13 protein-coding genes and 1 pseudogene are annotated in these 18,713 nt (G+C 70.0%); 5 read left to right on the forward strand and 9 right to left on the reverse strand.

The window, feature by feature from the left end; genetic code table 11:
- The 4 genes and pseudogenes from HV826_RS30295 to HV826_RS30310 all read left to right on the forward strand — a co-directional run.
- A pseudogene (locus tag HV826_RS30295) lies at window positions 1-388 on the forward strand (fibronectin type III domain-containing protein); the annotation flags it as partial.
- A gap of 19 nt (window positions 389-407) precedes the next feature.
- Window positions 408-2,114 carry an HD domain-containing phosphohydrolase gene (locus HV826_RS30300; RefSeq protein WP_176420549.1) on the forward strand — a complete coding sequence of 569 codons (1,707 nt, stop codon included), beginning with the start codon at window positions 408-410 and terminating at the stop codon, window positions 2,112-2,114.
- A 55-nt stretch (window positions 2,115-2,169) separates the two neighbouring features.
- Window positions 2,170-2,508, forward strand: a complete 339-nt coding sequence (locus tag HV826_RS30305) for a DUF971 domain-containing protein (protein ID WP_176420550.1) — start codon at window positions 2,170-2,172, stop codon at window positions 2,506-2,508.
- 7 nt (window positions 2,509-2,515) lie between these two features.
- The gene (locus tag HV826_RS30310) at window positions 2,516-4,225 is read left to right on the forward strand and encodes a serine/threonine-protein kinase (RefSeq protein ID WP_176420551.1); all 1,710 of its coding nucleotides are present in this window, start codon (window positions 2,516-2,518) and stop codon (window positions 4,223-4,225) included.
- A 7-nt stretch (window positions 4,226-4,232) separates the two neighbouring features.
- Here the strand turns inward: HV826_RS30310 and HV826_RS30315 are convergent, their stop codons facing one another.
- The 5 genes from HV826_RS30315 to HV826_RS30335 all read right to left on the reverse strand — a co-directional run bounded on the left by HV826_RS30315 (window position 4,233) and on the right by HV826_RS30335 (window position 7,878).
- On the reverse strand, window positions 4,233-4,754 hold the full coding sequence (locus HV826_RS30315; RefSeq protein WP_176420552.1) for a ClpXP protease specificity-enhancing factor SspB: 522 nt from the start codon (window positions 4,752-4,754) through the stop codon (window positions 4,233-4,235).
- Window positions 4,755-4,787: 33 nt separating this feature from the next.
- On the reverse strand, window positions 4,788-5,276 hold the full coding sequence (smpB, locus tag HV826_RS30320) for an SsrA-binding protein SmpB (RefSeq protein WP_163783039.1): 489 nt from the start codon (window positions 5,274-5,276) through the stop codon (window positions 4,788-4,790).
- Window positions 5,273-6,151, reverse strand: coding sequence for a pantoate--beta-alanine ligase (gene panC / locus HV826_RS30325; RefSeq protein WP_176420553.1), 879 nt, complete (start codon window positions 6,149-6,151; stop codon window positions 5,273-5,275). Before panC ends, smpB begins: the two co-directional genes overlap by 4 nt.
- Before the next feature lie 2 nt (window positions 6,152-6,153).
- Entirely contained in the window at window positions 6,154-7,071 is a 918-nt protein-coding gene (gene panB, locus HV826_RS30330) for a 3-methyl-2-oxobutanoate hydroxymethyltransferase (protein WP_176420554.1), read from the reverse strand.
- A 162-nt stretch (window positions 7,072-7,233) separates the two neighbouring features.
- Window positions 7,234-7,878: a deoxynucleoside kinase gene (locus HV826_RS30335; protein ID WP_163783036.1), complete on the reverse strand. Its 645-nt coding sequence runs from the start codon at window positions 7,876-7,878 to the stop codon at window positions 7,234-7,236.
- A gap of 183 nt (window positions 7,879-8,061) precedes the next feature.
- On the opposite strand from HV826_RS30335, the gene HV826_RS30340 reads away from it, so the two are divergent.
- The gene (locus HV826_RS30340; RefSeq protein WP_043710562.1) at window positions 8,062-8,340 is read left to right on the forward strand and encodes a hypothetical protein; all 279 of its coding nucleotides are present in this window, start codon (window positions 8,062-8,064) and stop codon (window positions 8,338-8,340) included.
- A 7-nt stretch (window positions 8,341-8,347) separates the two neighbouring features.
- Here HV826_RS30340 and rsmA read toward each other — a convergent pair whose 3' ends face one another.
- The 4 genes from rsmA to HV826_RS37565 form a co-directional block, all read right to left on the reverse strand.
- On the reverse strand, window positions 8,348-9,199 hold the full coding sequence (gene rsmA / locus HV826_RS30345) for a 16S rRNA (adenine(1518)-N(6)/adenine(1519)-N(6))-dimethyltransferase RsmA (protein WP_176420555.1): 852 nt from the start codon (window positions 9,197-9,199) through the stop codon (window positions 8,348-8,350).
- Between the two features lie 14 nt (window positions 9,200-9,213).
- Window positions 9,214-10,209 carry a tRNA (adenosine(37)-N6)-threonylcarbamoyltransferase complex transferase subunit TsaD gene (gene tsaD, locus HV826_RS30350; RefSeq protein ID WP_176420556.1) on the reverse strand — a complete coding sequence of 332 codons (996 nt, stop codon included), beginning with the start codon at window positions 10,207-10,209 and terminating at the stop codon, window positions 9,214-9,216.
- A 49-nt stretch (window positions 10,210-10,258) separates the two neighbouring features.
- Window positions 10,259-13,024 (reverse strand): response regulator, encoded by a 2,766-nt coding sequence (locus HV826_RS30355; RefSeq protein WP_176420557.1) that lies wholly within the window; start codon window positions 13,022-13,024, stop codon window positions 10,259-10,261.
- A gap of 199 nt (window positions 13,025-13,223) precedes the next feature.
- On the reverse strand, window positions 13,224-18,683 hold the full coding sequence (locus HV826_RS37565) for a J domain-containing protein (RefSeq protein ID WP_255217490.1): 5,460 nt from the start codon (window positions 18,681-18,683) through the stop codon (window positions 13,224-13,226).
- Between the last annotated feature and the right edge of the window lie 30 nt (window positions 18,684-18,713).

Consider the following 18,713-nt stretch of genomic DNA (forward strand, 5'->3'; position numbering starts at 1 on the left):
GCTTCACCGGGCCCAGGTGTCCGTCCCGGTCCGGGCGCCCCTTCCGCCGCTGGTGGCCCCCAGCCTCGGGCAACCCGAAGACGCGGCGCGCCTGAAGCGGCGCCCGGACCGGGACGGACACCTGGGCCCGGTGAAGCTGACCTGGGAGGCGGTGCGAGGCGCGGAACGTTATGAGGTCGAGGTGTCGCGCGCACAGGAGCAACGCGCCGCCTTCACCCAGACAGTCACCCGCCTGGAGGCGAAGCTGCCAGTGCTGCCCGCGGGACGCTACCGGTGGACGGTGCGCGCGGTGGGCCCCGCGGGCCCGTCCGAGCCCAGCACGCCCAGGCACTTCGAGCTGGTGCCCGAGCGCCTCAAGCTCGAAGTGAAGAAGGGCCAGTGGCAGTAACCCCTGGAGGAGCCACCCCGTGCGCCTGTTCAAAGCCATCCTCCTGTTGATGCTGGTGGTGGGCGTCGTCCCCACGCTGATGGTGGGGTGGCTCTCCGTCTCCCATACCCGGGAGCTCCTGGTACGCGACGCCCAGGAACTGGCGCAGGAGCGCGTGAAGCAGCTGCGCCTCAAGGCCGAAATCTTCCTGGGCGAGCCCACCGACGCGGTGCTGGGCCTGGCCCGCGTGCCCGGCTTCTTCGGCCTGCCCCTGGAAGCGCAGCAGACGCACCTGGCCTCGGTGCTCAACCAACGGCGCGACGTGCTGGCGCTCACCGTGTTCGACGCCGACCGCCAGCGGCTCCCGGGACTCCAGGCCTTCTCCAAGCACGATGTCCCGCCCACCGCGCTGGCCGGCCATGAGGGACGCGCGCGCGCGCTGCTCGAGAACCTCGAGGGCGTGCGCTACGCGGACGTGGTGGAGGACCCGCAGGGCAGCGAGCCGGTGCTGACGTTGGCCTTCCCCGTGGGCGAGCCTGTCCGCGGGTACATCGCGGCGGACCTGTCCCTGGCCGACCTGCGGAAGATGCTGGAGCAGGAGCGCGTGGGCAGTACCGGCTTCGCCTATCTGGCGGACCGGCACGGGCACCTCGTGGCGGGTGGTGGTGGCGTCGCCGGCCTGGGCGAGGACGTGGCGCGGCGCGGCCCGGTGGCGCACCTGCTGAAGCAGTTGGTGGGCAAGTCGGACATGGAGCTGTTCCACGTCGGCAACTTCGGCGAGGGCCGGGACGCGGTGGTGGCCGCGTACACGGTGCTGCCCGAGACGGGTTGGGCCATCGTCTCCGAGCAACCCGTGGAGCACGCCTACCGCCAGGTGGACACCATGGAGCAGCGCATCCTCCTGGGCCTGGGGGCGGCCATCCTGGTGGCGGTGGTGCTGGCGGCGCTCTTCTCGCGGAACCTCACCCGGCCGCTCAAGGGCTTCATCAGCGGCGCGCTGGAGCTGGCGCACGGCAAGTTCGGCGTCGAGGTGGACATCAAGCAGAAGAACGAGCTGGGCGAGCTGGCGCAGACGTTCAACTACATGAGCAAGCAGTTGCTCGCGTACGACATGGAGAACCGCGGCCTCTACGAGAGCCTGGAGAAGGGCTACCTGGAGACCATCGTCGCGCTGGCGAACTCCATCGATTCAAAGGACGCGTACACCCGCGGCCACAGCCAGCGCGTGGGCGACGTCTCCGTGCAGATTGGCCGGGAGCTGAAGCTCACCGAGCGCGAGCTGCGGCAGCTGCAGTACGGCGGCATCCTCCATGACATCGGGAAGATTGGCATCGTGGAGTCCATCCTCTGCAAGCAGACGCGGCTGACGGACCAGGAGATGGCCATCATGCGCGAGCACCCCGCCATCGGAGACGCCATCATCGGGCCCGTGAGCTTCCTGGGCGCGGTGCGCGCGTGCGTCCGCCACCACCATGAGCGCTGGGACGGCACCGGCTATCCGGACAAGCTCAAGGGCGAGGACATTCCCCTGCTGGCCCGCATCGTCGCGTGCGCGGACACCTTCGACGCCTGCACCTCCACCCGCCCATACCAGAAGGCCATGCCGCTGGAGAAGGCCATGGAAATCCTCGACAACCTCTGCGGCGCCCAGCTGGACCCGAAGGTCGTCCAGGCCCTGAAGCAGGTGCTGGCGCAGCAGGGCGTGCGGCTGGAAGGTCACCGGCTGCCCGTGAAGCTCGCCTCCTGACAGCCGAAGGATGGTAGGGAGGGCCAAGACTGTTGAGACTCTGGAAGGTGGAACGTTGAGCTTCTGGGACCGCATCAAGCCCGCCCCCCAAGCCGTCACCGCGACGGACGCACAGCTGTCCTCGGATGGCGCGCGCCTGGACCTGACGTGGGACGACGGGGTGAAGACGGGCGCCACGGCGCAGGTGCTGCGCCAGCAGTGCCCCTGCGCCGCGTGCGTGGACGAATGGACGAACAAGCGGACGCTGGACCCGTCGAAGGTCCCCGCCGACCTGCGCATCAAGCAGGTGCAGCCCGTGGGCAACTACGCGCTGGCCTTCAGCTTCAGCGACGGCCACACCACCGGCATCTACCCCTGGCAACTGCTGCGCGACGTCACCCAGCCCGCCGCCTGAGCGCCTCGTGAACGAACGCTACCGGCTGGTCCGTCCGCTGGCCTCTGGAGGCATGGCGGAGCTCTTCCTCGGCGTCGCGCTCGGCGCGGAGGGCTTCGAGCGGCCGGTGGCCATCAAGCGGGTGCTGCCCCACCTGGCGCGCGAGCCGGAAATCGCGCGCATGTTCCTGGCCGAGGCCCGGCTGGCCACGCTGCTGCAGCACCAGAACATCGCCACCGTCTACGACGTGGGCCAGGGCCCCGAAGGGCTCTTCCTGGTGATGGAGTTGGTGGACGGATGGGATTTGGGCGTGCTGCTGCGCACGGCCGCGCGCCGGGGCGTGCGCTTCCCTCCGCACCTGGCCGCCTTCATCGTCCATCAGGCCCTGGCGGGGCTCGGCCATGCCTACCGGAAGGTGCATGACGGGCAGCCGGTGATGGTGGCCCACCGCGACGTGTCACCCTCCAACATCCTGGTGTCGCGCGAGGGCGAGGTGAAGCTGACGGACTTCGGCATCGCGCGGATGGCCGGCCCGGCCCACACCGCGCCCGGTGTCTTCCGAGGGAAGGAGGCCTACACCGCGCCCGAGGTGCTGCAAGGCGCGCCCGCCACCGCCGCCAGCGACCAGTTCTCCCTGGGCATCGTGCTCCATGAGCTGCTCACGGGGCGGCATCCGTTCCACACCGAGAGGGACGCGAGCGCGGTGGCCCATGCCATCCTGACGCGGCCGGTGGAGCCACCGCCAGGTGTCCCCGGGCCACTGGCGGGCGCCGTCATGCGCATGCTGGCGCGTGCGCCCCAGGAGCGCTTCCATTCGCCAGAGTCACTGGCGGAAGGCTTCGCCCGGTGGCTGGCACAGGCCGGCGAGCCCGCGACGTCTCAGGCGCTGGCCGCGTTCCTTCGCGGGCTGGGCTTGCCGCCGCCCCTGAGTGAACAGGCAGGGTCCTCCGAGCGCCCTGTGACGCGGACACCCGCTGATGCGGGCTCGTTGGCGATGGCCGTGCCTGCGCCGTCGCCGGCCGAGGCCGCTGCGATGGAAGAAGCGCCGCTCTCCATGCCGGGCGGCGCGGCGCTCAGCGTCAGTGGGCGGCTGGTGCATCGCTGCCCACGATGCAGCCACGTGCTCTCCTCGGCCCATGCACGGTGCTCACACTGCGCGATGTGGCCTGATGCCGCGACTGGCGCGGCGACAACACCTCGCACGCCCACCGCTCCAGGCGCCTTCGCTCCGTCCGCGGGCCTCGAGTTCACCGCGCAGCAGACGCTCGCGGAGAGCGTCCCCCAGACACACGTCACGCCGGGCGCGAAGAGCGTGCTCCACACCGACGCGGACGCACTGGAGCTGGCGGAGCGCCCGCCCTCGCCTGAGAGCGACTGGCCCGACGAGGCCGCCCTCCTCCGACGCTCGCGCCTGAAACGGGCACTGGGGCTGCTGCTCGTCGCGCTGCTGGTGGGCACCGGCATCTGGCTGTGGCCCCAGCGCTCCACCCTGCTCATCCGGGTGATGTCAGCGACGGGGCTTCGCCTGTCGGCCCCGATGCTGCGCGTCGACAGCGACCCGCCTGGCGCCACTGTCTGGGTCCGGGACGCGGAGCTGGGGACGACGCCGCTGCTGCTCGAGAACCGCTATCCGGCGGGACGCGTCCCCATCCAGGTCCGGCGCAAAGGCCACCGCACGTGGAAGGGGACGTTCTCCGGCGGCGAGGCCGCTCACATCCAGGCGAAGCTGAGGCGCTGAGCGCGCCTCACTTCACCAGGCGCAGATGGCCGCGCCGCGGTGGCGGTGGCTCGTCCGGCGGTCCATCCGAGGGTGGAACGTCGGCGGGAGGCTCATCGCGCCGCTCGCCCTGCACTTCCCGGAGGAAGGTGCGCGGACGCTCCGCGGCCACCGGCATGGGGGCCACGGGCAGGGGCTGCGCCGGACGTGACGCGGCCGTCTGCTGGAGCAGCTCCGGCGGCATGTCCTCCGGGTACATCCAGAACTCCTTCGTCACGTGGCTGGCGATGGCGAACAACGCCGACCACGGCACCGCGATGGTGAAGCGCGAGCCAGAGAAGCTCAGCGTGGAGCGAACGCCCCACTCGCCCACCGTCAGGTCCGGTGGGTCGAACCGGTAGGAGAGATTCAGGCGCAGGTGCGCCTCCGTCTTGACGGAGGCAGGGACGAGCACGCCCGGACGACGCGCGTCCAGGTGAATCATCACCATGCCCTGGTCGAGCGCGGCCAGCAGCCGCTCTTTCTTGTCGGGAACCTTCTTGTCGTCCATCGATGTACGGCGAAAGAACTTCGGGCGCCCCTCTCAACGTCGGCGCATCGCCCGGTCCATCTCCCGCTTCGTCTCCCGCTCCTTGATGTCGTGGCGCCGGTCCTCGTGCGTCTTGCCCCGGCAGAGCCCCAGCTCCACCTTGGCACGGCCCTTCCTGAAGTACAGCACAAGCGGGATGATGGAATACCCCCGCTCACGCACCTTCGCCGTCCAACGGTCGATTTCTCCTCGGTGCATCAACAACTTGCGGCCCCGAGTGGGAAGGTGGTCGAAGAAGCTCGCCGCCTTGTAGGAGCCGATGTTCGCGTTGAGCAGGAAGAGCTCGTCCCCCTTGGGGAGCGCGTAGGCGTCCGACAGATTGGCGATTCCGTCTCGCAGTGACTTCACCTCGCTTCCCGTGAGCGACAGCCCGGCCTCCAGCTTTTCGTCGACCGTGTAGTCGAACCGCGCACGACGGTTTTCCGCGATGACTCTCACGCCGGGCTCGCTGCCCACTCCCTTTGACTTCCCTCCGGATGTCATACGCGCCCCGCGTTCTCCTCACCACCCAACTGCATGTTGTCGATGAGGCGCGTCGTGCCACTGAAAGCCGCGACGAGCAACCGGGCAGGCTGCCCGGGCGCCACCGCGACCAGGGGCGTCAGCCGCTCCGCATCCACCAGTTCCACGTAGTCTTCCCGGAGCCCCGCCGCTTCCAATTCGCGCCGGACGGCCGCCACCAGGGGCCCCGACTCCCGCGTGCCCTCGCGCACCAGCGCCTGGGCGGCCTTGAGCCCCCGGGACAGGGCCAGCGCCCGCTGCCGCTCCTCGGGGGACAAGTAGGCATTCCGGCTGCTCATCGCCAGGCCGTCCGGCTCGCGCACCGTCGGCATGCCGACGATGTCCGCGCCCAGGTGCAAGTCCTGGTTGAGGGCCCGGATGACCTGGAGCTGCTGGTAGTCCTTCTCCCCGAAGAGCGCCACCTCCGGGCGGAACAGCGCCAGCAGCTTGGTGACGACGGTGGCCACGCCGCGGAAGTGCCCCGGACGCCGGGCCCCGCACAGGCCCTGGCTGACGTCCGTCACCTCCACGAACGTCTGATAGCCCTGGGGGTACATCACCTCCGGGCCCGCGGGCGCGAAGATGACCTGCGCGCCCGCGCGGATGCACTTGGCGACGTCACCCTCGAAGTCCCGGGGGTAGCGGGACAAGTCCTCCCGCGGCCCGAACTGCGTGGGGTTCACGAAGATGGACACGGCCACCACGTCCGCGCGGCGCAGCCCCTCGCGAATGAGCGAGAGGTGTCCTTCATGCAGGAAGCCCATGGTGGGCACCAGCGCGAGCCGGCGCCCTTCCCGGCGCAGCCCCGCCGTCCAGTCCTTCACGTCCGCAACGGTTTTCAGGACGGCGGGAGCCATGACTAGGCGGGTCTCCCGTAGACGGGGCCCAGCTTCTCGCCACCCTCGGCGGGCGCGGATGGCTCCACCCGGGCCGCCGGAGCCGGAGCCCCCGCCGCCAGCCGGATGTTCTTGTTCGCCTTGAAGGAGTGCTCCTCGTCCGGGAACGCGCCCTTGCGGACCTCGGCGAAGTAGGCGCCCGCGGCCTCTGTAATCGAGCCGTGGAGGTCGGCGAAGCGCTTCACGAACTTCGGCTTGAAGTCCGGGTTCATGCCCAGCAGGTCGTAGCAGACGAGCACCTGGCCATCACAGTCCACGCCGGCGCCGATGCCGATGGTGGGGATGGACAGGCTCTGCGTCACGGTGCGCGCCAGGTCCATGGGCACGCCTTCCAGCACCAGCGCGTAGGCCCCGGCCTGCTCCAGCGCCAGCGCATCGTCCAGAATCTGCCGCGCCTGGTCCTCGCCACGGCCCTGGACGACATAGCCGCCCATCTTGTGGACGGACTGCGGCGTCAGCCCCAGGTGTCCCATGACGGGGATGCTCGCGCGGACGATGGCCCGCACCGTGTCCGCGAACTCGGCGCCGCCCTCCAGCTTGATGCTGCCCGCGCCGCCTTCCGCCACCAGGCGGCCCGCGTTGCGGACCGCCTCCTGCGTCGACACCTGGTAGCTCATGAAGGGCAGGTCGGCCACGACGTGCGCCCGGCGCGCGCCACGGGTGACCGCGGCCGTGTGGTAGACCATCTGGTCCATCGTCACCGGCAGCGTGGAGTCATGCCCCTGGATGACCATGCCCAGCGAGTCACCCACCAGCAGCACGTCCGCACCTGCTTCCTCCAGGATGTGGGCGAACGTCGCGTCGTAGGCGGTGACCATGCAGATCTTCTGACCGATCTGCTTGAAGCGCTTCAGCGTGTGGATGGTGACCTTGTCCTTCACGGTTCACCTCCTATGGCTACGGGTTGAACGGCCTGACGGGCCCATTCGCGCCTCGCCGTCCCCACGGGGATCGCCGGGAGCCCTGGGCCCGCCACCGCACTCTAACGCCCCCGCGCCTGCCGTGGGGCATTGAAGGCGGCCGTCCCACCAGGAGCCTGACTTTCAGCCCCGGCGGGAAGCCTTCGGAACGTAATGCTGCGTGCCCGGCTTCGCCTTCCGGATGGTGGCAAGCAGGTCTTCCCTGTCTGCTTCGACATTCACGAAGTCGATATCCGAGGTGTCCACGACGAGGAGCGGCGTGTCCGTGTAGTGGAAGAAGAAGTTGTTGTAGGAGTGGACGAGCCCCTCCAGGTACGTGGGGTCGAACTTGCGCTCGAACTCCCGGCCGCGCTTCTTGATGCGGTGCAGGAGCACGTCCAGGCGGGCCTGGAGGTAGATGACCAGGTCCGGCTTGGCCACGCGGGGCCCGAGCGCCTCGAAGACGCGCTCGTACAGCGCCAGCTCGTGCGCGTCCAGGTTGAGGTGCGCGAAGATGCGGTCCTTGGCGAACAGGTAGTCGCTGACCGTCATCGAGCTGAAGAGGTCCTGCTGGAACAGCTCCTGCTGCTGCCGGAAGCGCGACAGGAGGAAGAAGACCTGCGTCTGGAACGCGAACTTCTGCCGGTCCGTGTAGAAGCTGGAGAGGAAGGGGTTCTCCTCCACGACTTCGAGGATGCGCCGTCCCGCCAGACGCTCCGCCAGGATGTTGGAGAGGCTCGTCTTGCCCACGCCAATGGGCCCTTCCACCACGATATACCGGTAGTCCATCCGCCCGAGGCCTCCCGCCCGCAGAATGCGCGTTGAGACCGCGCGCGCGGGCGGGCGGATAACACAACACGGCCGCTGGAATCCGGCAATTTTCCACGAGGGGCCTGCCTCCCTTGACGCTCCGGGACGCATCCCCTACGGTCCGCGCGACTTCATGGCGTGTGCGCGGGGTGGTCTCCGGACATGAGCGGCAGACACAGGGCGAAGACAGTGGTGCGGCTGGAAGAGGCCCGCCAGAGCACGCCCACCCAGCGAGCGCCCACACCTCCCGTGGAGCCGGATCCGCTCTACGGCGTGGTGCTGCTCAAGACGGCCATGGAGCTGAAGCGCCGGCAGGACGGCACCGTGGAGGACATCCTCCGCGGCGTGCTCGCCCGGATGCGCATCCCCGAAGCGGAGTTCTTCGCCTACCTGGAGCAGCAAGGCGGCCTGCTCCAGGCGCTGGGCATGCGCGGACGCTAGCGGCGCCCTACTCCGCGGGCGTGGGCGGGGCCGCCTTCACGGGGCCGAGCGCGCGCTCGATGGCGGCGAACTCCTCGGGCGCCAGCGTCTCCGCGCGGCGCTGCGGCTCCACCCCCGCGGATTCCAGGGCGGCGAGGAGCGTCTCCGCCGTCCCCAGCGTCGGGTCCGACTTGATGGAGTTGATGAGCGTCTTGCGCCGGTGCGCGAAGGACGCCTTCACCACGCGGGTGAAGCGGGCCTCGTCGATGATGGGGGCGCGCGGCGACTTGCGGCGGGTGAGCCGCAGCACCGCGGAGTCCACCTTCGGCGGCGGATGGAAGCGCCAGGCCTCCAGCGTGAGGACGTTGTCCGCGTCGTAGTGCATGCCCAGCAGCACCGTCAGCAGGCCATAGTCACGGTTGCCGGGCTCCGCGGCGAGCCGCACCACGACTTCCTTCTGGAGCGTGAAGACGGCGCGCGAGACGTGGGCCCGCTGCTCCAGCACGCGGAAGAGAATGGGGCTGGTGAGGTGGTACGGGAGGTTGCCCGCCACCGCGACGTCAGGCGCATTGGCCACCTGGGCGAAGTCCACCGTGGCCGCGTTGCCGGACACCACGCGCACGCCGGGGATGGCCTCCTTCTCCAGCACCATCACCATGTCCCGGTCCCGCTCCACGGCGGTGACGCGGGCCCCGGTGGCGGCCAGGAAGCGCGTGAGGTGGCCCAGGCCCGGGCCCAGCTCCACCACCGGCTCATCCGCGCGCAGGTTCAGCGCGTCGGCGATGGCCTCCAGCGCGTCCTCGTCTCCGAGGAAGTTCTGTCCCCAGCTGTACTTGGCGCGCAGGCCATGCCGCTTGAGGATGTCTCTTGGCGATTCCACCCGTCTGCTCCCCTCTACATGCGCCAGGCCGGGTCGGCGGCGAGGCGGAAATCTCCGCGCAGGCCGCGGCGGTACGCCTCATACCCCGCCACCGCGATCATGGCGCCATTGTCCGTGCACAGCCGCACCGGAGGCAGGAACATGCTCAGCCCCCGCTCCTCGGCCCGCGACTGACAGAGCGCCCGCAGCCGCGAGTTCGCCGCCACACCACCGCACAGCACCAGCTGCTGGTGGCCCAGCCGGCGCGCGGCGGCCACCAGCTTCTTCGACAGCACGTCCGCCACGGCCTCCTGGAAGGACGCGCACAGGTCCGCCAGCGCCTGGCCCTGCGGCACGCCGTGCTTCTGCACGTGGTGCAGCACCGCCGTCTTCAGGCCGGAGAAGGACACGTCGAAGTTGTCGCCCGGCAGCGCGCGCGGGAAGCGGATGGCGTCCGGGCTCCCCTGCTGCGCCAGCTGGTCGATGGGCTGCCCGCCCGGATACGGCAGCCCCAGGATGCGCGCGGTCTTGTCGTACGCCTCGCCGGCCGCGTCGTCGCGCGTGCTGCCCACCAGCCGGTACTGCCCGTAGGCCTGCACTTCGTAGAGGCTGGTGTGCCCACCGGAGACGACGAGCCCGAGGAACGGCGGCTCCGGCGCCACCTCCAGCAGCCGGATGGCCAGCAGGTGGCCCTCCAGGTGGTTGGCGCCCACGAAGGGCTTGCCCGTCGCAAGGCTCAGGCCCTTGGCCACCTGCACGCCCACCAGCAGCGCGCCGATGAGGCCGGGGCCGGACGTGACGGCGATGAGGTCCACGTCGTCGAGCGTCTTGTTCGCCCGAGTCAGCGCCTCGTGGACGACGGGCAGCACCTGGACGATGTGGTTGCGGCTGGCCAGCTCCGGCACCACCCCGCCCCACCGCCGGTGGATGTCCACCTGCGTGGAGACGACATCCGACAGCGCGCGGCGGCCGTCCTCCACGACGGCGGCGGCGGTCTCATCACACGAGGTTTCCAGTCCTAGGACGAGCAAGGCGGCTCACTTCTCAAGGGGCCAATGAAGGAAGTGGGGCCGCCTCCGCTCAGTTGCCCAGCCCCCTGAGCAACGTGCGGACCTCTTCGGCGGAAGTCCCCGTCGGTTCCAGCAACAAGTACTGCTTGTAGGCGTCGGCCGCCTGGGAATTCTTGCCGGTGAACTGTAGCGCCATGCCCAGCGACAGCCAGGCACGGGCGTTGGAGGCCTCTTCCTTGACGACCTCCTGCAGCAGCTTGGCTGCCTCGCGGTAGGCACCGTCCGTGGTGAAGCCGTTCACCAGCGCGATGCCCAGGCCCGCCTTCGCCTCCGTGGCCGTCGGCTTGAGCGCCAGCGCCTTGCGGTAGCTCCCCGCCGCCGACCGGTGCCGCTGGCCGACGACGGCCGCCCTCGCCTGCTTCACCAGCGTGGCGAACTCCACCTCCGGGTCCACGGCGGGCGTCGGCGGAGTGGCGGGCTCGGGCGGCTTCGGCGCCTCGGCGATGGCCGCGCCCGCATCCGGCGTGACGGCGGGCGGTTCGGGCGGAGCCTCGGGGGCCTTGGCCGTGGCGTCATCGGGCGGTGGCGCCTTCTCCGGGGGCGGCGTCTGCTGGGCGTCGCCGTTCGAGGGCGCCTGCGTCTCCACCACGGGAGGCTTCGACGGAGGCGTCTGCGACGGACCGCTGCCCGTCCCCGCGACGACGGCCGCGACCGCGCCGATGAGGACCACCGCCGCGCCGATGATGAGCCCGGTGCGCTTGGGACGGCCCGCGCTGGCCACGGCTGCGTCACTGCCGTGCGTGGCCGCCGCCGGCTTCCTTTCGGCCGACTGAACGGAAAAAGAGGGCTTCGCGGGCGCAGCCGGCGCGGCGTCCGCGGGCTTCGAGGAGGCAGCCGGGTCGGCGTCCGCGGGCGTCACGGGCGCGGCGGTGGCGGGCTCGGAGGGCGGCGCCTCCACGGCAGGCGGGGCCGACACCGGGGATGCGAGAACCGGGTCGACCGTGCTGGCCAGCGGCGCGCTGGGCGTGGGCGGCTCGGCGGGCAGCTCGGGCACGCCGTGGCCCGGATAGGGCGGCAGCGCGAGCTGGGGCGTGGCGGGGACCTCTTCGGCCACGAGCTCCGCGTCGTCCTGCACCGAGGGGTTGGGCGGCGTCACGTAGCCGCTGCCACTCACCAGCGTCACCTCGGATGACGGCGGTGCCGGTGTCGGCGGAGGCACGGGCGGAAACGGATTGGGTGCCACGGCCGCGCCACCGAAGATGGGCGCACGCGGCGCGGGCTCGACGGCGGGCGCGCTCGCGGCGAAGGAGGCGGCGGCGGCGCCCTGGCCCCGCGGTGTGTGCGACCAGCCAGAGCCCGGCCCCCACGTGGTGGGCGCGCTGATGCCCTCGGTGTCCACCCGGCTCCAGTCCAGCAGCAAGCTGCGACGCGCGTGCTCCACGGCGCGATGTGCCGGCGGCGGCTCGACCAGGAACGCCGAGCCCTCCTGCGCGGGGACCTCCGGAACCGGCTCGGTCACCGGAACTTCAGGCGTGTACTCGGGCGTGTCCGAGCGCTTGGGCCGCGCGTGGAAGACGACCACGTTGGCGGGCTGCGCAGGCGCGGCGGGCGCCTGCGACGCGGCCGGCTCGTCGTCCACGCCCGCGGGAGGCGCGAGCACGCTCTGCGGCATGGACCGCGGCGAAGGCTCCGGCGCGGCGGCCACGGGCTCGGGGGCGGCTTCGGGCACCGCGGCTTCGGGCACCGCGGCTTCGGGCACCGCGGCTTCGGGAACGGGCTGCGGCGGGCTCTCCGGCGTGGGAGGCGCGGGCTCCACGGTCGCGCTGGCGGGCGGCGCCGTGTTGAGCCACTGCTCGATGCCAGGCTTGCTGCTCTGCACCGGCTCCTGCGGCGCGTTGCCCAGCTCGCGGATGAGGCCCTCGAAGTACAGCTTGCTGATGATGCCCAGCGCGGCCAGGTCCTCGAAGTCCGAGTCCTCCACCACGCGGCTCAACGCGCGCTTGCCGTCGAAGAGCCGCAGCAGGCCGTTCACCTCGTCCGGAATCTCCGACAGGCGGTCGGCGAGCTGGTGGTAGTCGATCTCGAACACCGTCTCGAGCGGCGGCAGCTGCTCGAGCATGCGGCCCCACTCGTCGAGGCGGCGCATGCCCTCCATCAGCAGGCCCTGCGTGGAGATCTCGATGCGCTCCGGACGGTCCAGCGCGCTGAACTGCACCTCGAACTGGCCCTCGAAGGTGTTCAGCATCCGGTAGAAGGCGTTCTCGCCCTTGAGCCGTCCCAGCTCCGCGTCGATGACGCGTCCGTCCTTGAAGTAGACGGTGCCGGTGCGCTCGCCCTGGATGTTGATGAGGCCTGTCTTGCGGCCAATCTCGAACGTCTGCACCAGGTCCACCACGCCCATGTCGGCGAGGCTGCCGGCGAAACCACCCTTCGTCGTCTCCCGCTTCTCGATCCGCTCCTTCTCCGCCTTCTGGAGAATCATCTTCACGCGGGTGACGATCTCTTTGATGTAGATCGGCTTGGTCAGGTAGTCGTCACCGCCAAGCTCCAGGCCGCGCACCTTGAACTCGACCGACTTCTGACTCGTCAGGAAGACGAACGGGATGAACTTGAAGCGCTCGTCGGACTTGAGCGTCTTGCACAGCTCGAAGCCGTCCATCTCCGGCATCTTCGTGTCCGCGAGCACGAGGTCCGGAGGGCTGATCTGGACCTTCTCGAGCGCATCCTTGCCGTGAATGGCCGTCGTCACGGAGAAGCCAGCCTTCTTCAGGCTGACCTCCATGACCCGGAGGCTCTTCGCGTCACCATCGACCAGGAGCAGGTGCTGCTTGGCCACGTTCCATGCCTTTCGTCACTGCAGACGGCCCAGGGAGCCTGACGCGGGAGCATCCTGCCCGCTTTCCAGGCGTGTCAATGGCTGGGGCCGGTGGGGAACCTGCCTGGCCTCCTGCTGGACAGGCGGCGCGAGTCAGGTGCGGGGGAGAGTCAAATCGGGCCGGGCTGAAGCACCCGTACCCCGTGTGAGGCCTGCCGCGTCAGCGGAAAAAGCCTCCCTTCTTCGGAGGGTTCTTCTTGCGCATGTCGATGAGCCGCAGTTCCTGGTTGGCCTCCAGGTGCTTGGGGTTGGCGCGTACGGCCTCGCGGAAGCAGCGCTCCGCGCGGTCCATGTCGCCTTCGACCCGGGCGATGACGCCGAGCTGGTAGTGCGCCCGATCACAATTCGGGTCGGCGCGCACCACGTCCGCCATCATCTGCTTGGCCTTGGCCATGTCCGCCTTGCGCGCCGGATCCATGTAGATGGCCCAGGCCCGCGCGGCCAGGTACTGGGGCTTGGGCTCCAGCGCATGGGCGCGCTCGTAGTGGTCGGAGGCCGTCGTGAAGTCACGCTTGCGGAAGAAGACCTCGCCCATCTTGTAGAGGTCGTCGGCGCTGCTGTCGGCGCGGCCCTGCGGGCGGAGGACCGGAGCGGTCGGCGCGGACGCGGGCGGCTTGGGCAGGGCCTGCTGGGCCTGGAGGTTCTGCTGGTACGTCTTGCGCCGCGTGTCGTCGTAGAGGACCTCGTAGGCCTCGCGGATGGCCTCGAACACGGCGGTGATCTTCGACGCCATGTGCGGCAGCGACGGCGGCAGGCGGTCCGGATGGAAGATCTTGGCCAGGTTGAGGAAGGCGGTCTTCACCTGGTCGCGCGTGGCGTCCTGGGGAACGCCGAGCACGTAGAAGTGGTCTCGCCTGGCCTGGATGTCCGCGAAGCGCTGCTCGAGCTGCTGGGCCAGGCGGGCCTCGTCGGGCTTGGGAGGCTCGGAGGCCGCGGGTACCGGGGCGGCGGGTTCGCTCGTGGGCGCGGGCGCGGCGCCCGGTGCGGCGGGCGGGCGCCCACCGAGGACACCCATGTTCTCCATGGCGCGGCGCAAGAGACGCTGCCGCCGGAGCTTCGCTGCCTCGTCGGGATTGGAGGGATCTGCCGCCACGTCGTCCTCGTCAAAGTCCCAGTCGTCCAGGTCTCCGGACGGCTCGTCCCAGTCAGTCTGGCCAGTTGGCCATGAGTTGTCACCGGGGAAGGCCCCCGATGAATCCGGTGCTACCGGTTCGATGGTCGCTTCGACAATGGCCTCGACAGGGGGCTCGTCGAAATCGACGTTCGCCTGATTGACATCCGAGCGGACGAGCGACTCCAGGTGCGTATCAACCTGGAGGAGCGCGGCCTCGAAGGACGCCGTCAGGTTGTCGGCACCCTCGTCCTTGTCGAAGGCGACGATGCGCCAGAGGTCCTCGTCACCTGTCTTGGGCGCGGCCGGGCGCGGCGCGGGCGCGGGCGGTTGGGTGGCCCAGCTGGCATCGTCCTCTTCGTCGGGGGTCGCCTCCAGCAGGATGTCCGCTTCGTCTTCCGCGACAGGCGTGAGGACCGGAGGGTCGCCCGCGGAGGGGCGTGTCGCTGGCGCGGGCAGGGGCTCGGCGACGGCCCAGAGTTCGGGCTCGGGTTCGACTTCCAGCAGCGGGAGCTCCGACTCGGTGTCGGACGCGGCGCTGAGGGAGATGGATTCGGTGTGCCACTGCTCGTCCTGGACGGGGACGCGGTCCTGTGTCCGCGTGGGCGGCGTGGGCTGGGGGGGCTCGTCCGCGAGCCATGGCTCAAGCGGCTGGGACTTCGAGCGGCGCAGGGCTTCCTCCATGTCGTGGAGGAGCTCGGCCTGGGCCTTCTGCCGGGCGGCGCGCAGGGCGTCCGCGCTTTCTGCCAGAGCGGCCAGGTCCAGGTCGGATGCACCGGCGTTCGGGACGGAGTCCGCCTCGGAAGGCTGAGCGGGAAGCTCGGTGAGCAGGATGTCGCCCACATCGAGCGTGAGGGCCTCGACGTCCTCGGCCGCGAGTTCGGGGATGGAGGCGGACTGCGTGGGCGCTTCGGCGAGACTGGCTTCGTCTGACTGACGGGTCTGTTCGGCGGCGCGCGCTTCCTTGTCGCGACGGACGGCATCGGCGAGGCGGCGTTCGCCTTCCAGGCGGGCGTCTTCGGCCTCGCGGCCCGCTGCTTCGACGCGCGCGACCTCGGCGAGACGGGCCTCCTCCGCGGCCCAGATCTCCTCCGCACGGCGGGCTTCTCTCGCCAGCCGGGCGGACTCCGCGAGACGGCGCTCCTCGATGAGGCGGGCTTCTTCGGCCAGACGTTCCGCCTCAAGCCGAGCTTCTTCCGCGAGACGGGCCTCCGCAGCAAGACGCTCCGCCTCTTCCGCGAGGCGCTCTGCCTCGATCCGAGCGGCCTCCGCACGCTGCGTCTCTTCGGCGAGACGGGCCTCCTCTTCGAAGCGCGCTTCTTCCGCGAGGCGGGCTTCTTCCGCGAGGCGGGCTTCTTCCGCGAGGCGACGCTCTTCTTCGAGACGAGCCTCTTCCGCGAGGCGACGCTCTTCTTCGAGACGAGCCTCTTCCGCGAGGCGACGCTCTTCTTCGAGGCGAGCCTCTTCCGCGAGGCGACGCTCTTCTTCGAGGCGAGCCTCCTCCGCAAGTCGAACCTCTTCCGCGAGGCGACGCTCTTCTTCGAGGCGAGCCTCCTCCGCAAGTCGAGCCTCTTCCGCGAGGCGACGCTCTTCTTCGAGGCGCGCTTCTTCGGCGAAACGCTCTTCTTCAGCTACGCGAGCCTCTTCCGCCAGACGACGCTCTTCTTCGAGTCGAGCCTCTTCAGCGAGGCGGGCCTCTTCAGCGAGGCGGGCCTCTTCAGCCAAGCGACGCTCTTCTTCGGCTACGCGAGCCTCTTCCGCCAGACGACGCTCTTCTTCGAGTCGAGCCTCTTCAGCCAAGCGACGCTCTTCTTCGAGTCGAGCCTCTTCATCCAAGCGACGCTCTTCTTCGAGTCGAGCCTCTTCGGCGAGACGAGCCTCCTCCGCGACCCGAGCCTCTTCAGCGAGGCGGCGTTCTTCTTCGAGCCGCGCCTCTTCAGCCAAGCGCGCTTCTTCGGCAAGGCGTTCTGCCTCAAGCCGCGCCTCTTCAGCCAAGCGCGCTTCTTCCGCCACACGGCGCTCTTCTTCGAGCCGCGCCTCTTCAGCCAAGCGCGCTTCTTCGGCAAGGCGTTCTGCCTCAAGCCGCGCCTCTTCAGCCAAGCGCGCTTCTTCCGCCACACGGCGCTCTTCTTCGAGCCGCGCCTCTTCAGCCAAGCGCGCTTCTTCGGCAAGGCGTTCTGCCTCAAGCCGCGCCTCTTCAGCCAAGCGCGCTTCTTCCGCCACACGGCGCTCTTCTTCGAGCCGCGCCTCTTCAGCCAAGCGCGCTTCTTCGGCAAGGCGTTCTGCCTCAAGCCGCGCCTCTTCAGCCAAGCGCGCTTCTTCCGCCACACGGCGCTCTTCTTCGAGCCGCGCCTCTTCAGCCAAGCGCGCTTCTTCGGCCACACGGCGCTCTTCTTCGAGCCGCGCCTCTTCAGCGAGCCGCGCCTCTTCAGCGAGCCGCGCCTCTTCAGCCAAGCGAGCTTCTTCGGCCACACGGCGCTCTTCTTCGAGCCGCGCCTCTTCTTCGAGCCGCGCCTCTTCAGCGAGCCGCGCCTCTTCAGCGAGCCGCGCCTCTTCAGCCAAGCGAGCTTCTTCGGCGAGGCGCGCCGCCTCAAGAAGAGCCGCTTCTGCCAGACGCGATTCCTCCGCCAGACGCTCCGCCTCTAGCCGGGACTCTTCCGCTAGACGGCGCTCTTCTTCGAGCCGAGCCTCCTCAGCGAGGCGACGCTCCTCTTCAAGCCGTGCCGCTTCTGCAATCCGCGCTTCTTCCGCAAGACGCGCCTCTTCGGCAATGCGTTCTGCCTCAAGCCGAGCCTCTTCCGCGAGCCGGGCCTCTTCCGCTAGACGGCGCTCTTCTTCGAGCCGCGCCTCTTCAGCGAGGCGAGCTTCTTCGGCGAGACGGAACTCTTCAGCTAGGCGCTCCGCCTCAAGCCGAGCCTCCTCCGCAAGACGCACCTCTTCCGCAATGCGTTCCGCCTCAAGCCGGGCTTCCTCTTCGAGCCGAGCCTCTTCAGCAAGGCGCTCTGCCTCTCGCCGAGCTTCCTCGGCGAGACGAGCCTCTTCCGCGAGGCGAGCCTCCTCCGCCAAGCGACGCTCTTCTTCGAGCCGCGCTTCGTCCGCCAACCGAGCCTCTTCAGCGCGCCGGGCCTCTTCAGCGAGCCGGGCCTCTTCAGCGAGCCGGGCCTCTTCGGCCAGACGCCGCTCTTCTTCGAGGCGGGCCTCTTCAGCCAGCCGAGCCTCCTCAGCCAGCCGAGCTTCCTCAGCCAGCCGAGCCTCCTCAGCCAGCCGAGCCTCCTCAGCCAGCCGAGCCTCTTCGGCGACCCGCGCCGCTTCAGCCACACGACGCTCTTCTTCGAGTCGGGCTTCTTCCGCGAGCCGAGCCTCCTCAGCTAGCCGAGCAGCTTCCGCGAGGCGTGCTGCCTCAATCCGAGCTTCTTCAGCCAAGCGCGCTTCTTCAGCGAGCCGAGCCTCTTCAGCCAAGCGCGCTTCTTCCGCCACACGGCGCTCTTCTTCGAGCCGGGCCTCCTCCGCAAGCCGCTCTTCTTCGAGCCGAGCCTCCTCCGCAAGTCGAGCCTCCTCGGCAAGCCGCTCCGCTTCGAGCCGAGCCTCCTCCGCAAGTCGAGCCTCCTCGGCAAGCCGCTCCGCTTCGAGCCGAGCCTCCTCGGCAAGCCGAGCCTCCTCGGCAAGCCGCTCCGCTTCGAGCCGAGCCTCCTCCGCAAGTCGAGCCTCCTCGGCAAGCCGCTCCGCTTCGAGCCGAGCCTCCTCGGCAAGCCGAGCCTCCTCGGCAAGCCGCTCCGCTTCGAGCCGAGCCTCCTCCGCCCGCCGCCGCTCCGCTTCGAGCCGAGCCTCCTCCGCCCGCTGCCGAGCCTCTTCCTCCTCCCGTCGAACCCGCTCGCGCTCCTCCCAGTCCTCCACGGAGAGCGCCTGCACCCAGCCCTCACGCTCCAGCACGAGCAGCAGCGCTTCCTGCGCGGGCGTCAGCGACTCCGGCGCACGGAACTCCGCCAACGTCTCCAGGAACGCCCGCTCCGAAGCATCCGCGAGCCACGGCCCACAGGCCTCGACATCCTCACAGCGGAACACCCGCGCCGCCGCGCCGCCATGAATCGGCCCCTCCAGCGCCGCGCGCACCACCCGCACGCCTGAGATGGGCCGAAACCCCTCCGCATCCACCATCCCCGGCTCGAACGCGGCCTGCTCCGCCAGCGCGCTCAACCGCCGGACCTGCGCGAGCACCTGCTGCTCCGCCACCACCTCCGGCGCCAACTCGAACGCCTCCAGCGTCTCCTCGTCCGGAGCCCCTGCCCCACCCCGCGCCCACAGCGTGTCCAGCGCCTCCGCGTCCAGCATCCCGGACTGGAGCAACGCCTGCGCCGGGCTCTGGAACCCGAAGCCCAGCTGCGTCCCCACGAGGTTCCCCTCCCGCAGCCACAGCCGGGACTCACGCCCTCCCGAGCAAAGCGTGAGCCTCCCGGTGGCGCGGGACTTGTGGGCGGAATAGAGCGCTTCGGCGGCCTGCGACGGGGTCATGCGTCGCCGCAGTGTAATCCCTCTACACGG

This window comes from Myxococcus sp. AM010 (assembly GCF_013372585.1).
GTDB lineage: Bacteria > Myxococcota > Myxococcia > Myxococcales > Myxococcaceae > Myxococcus > Myxococcus vastator.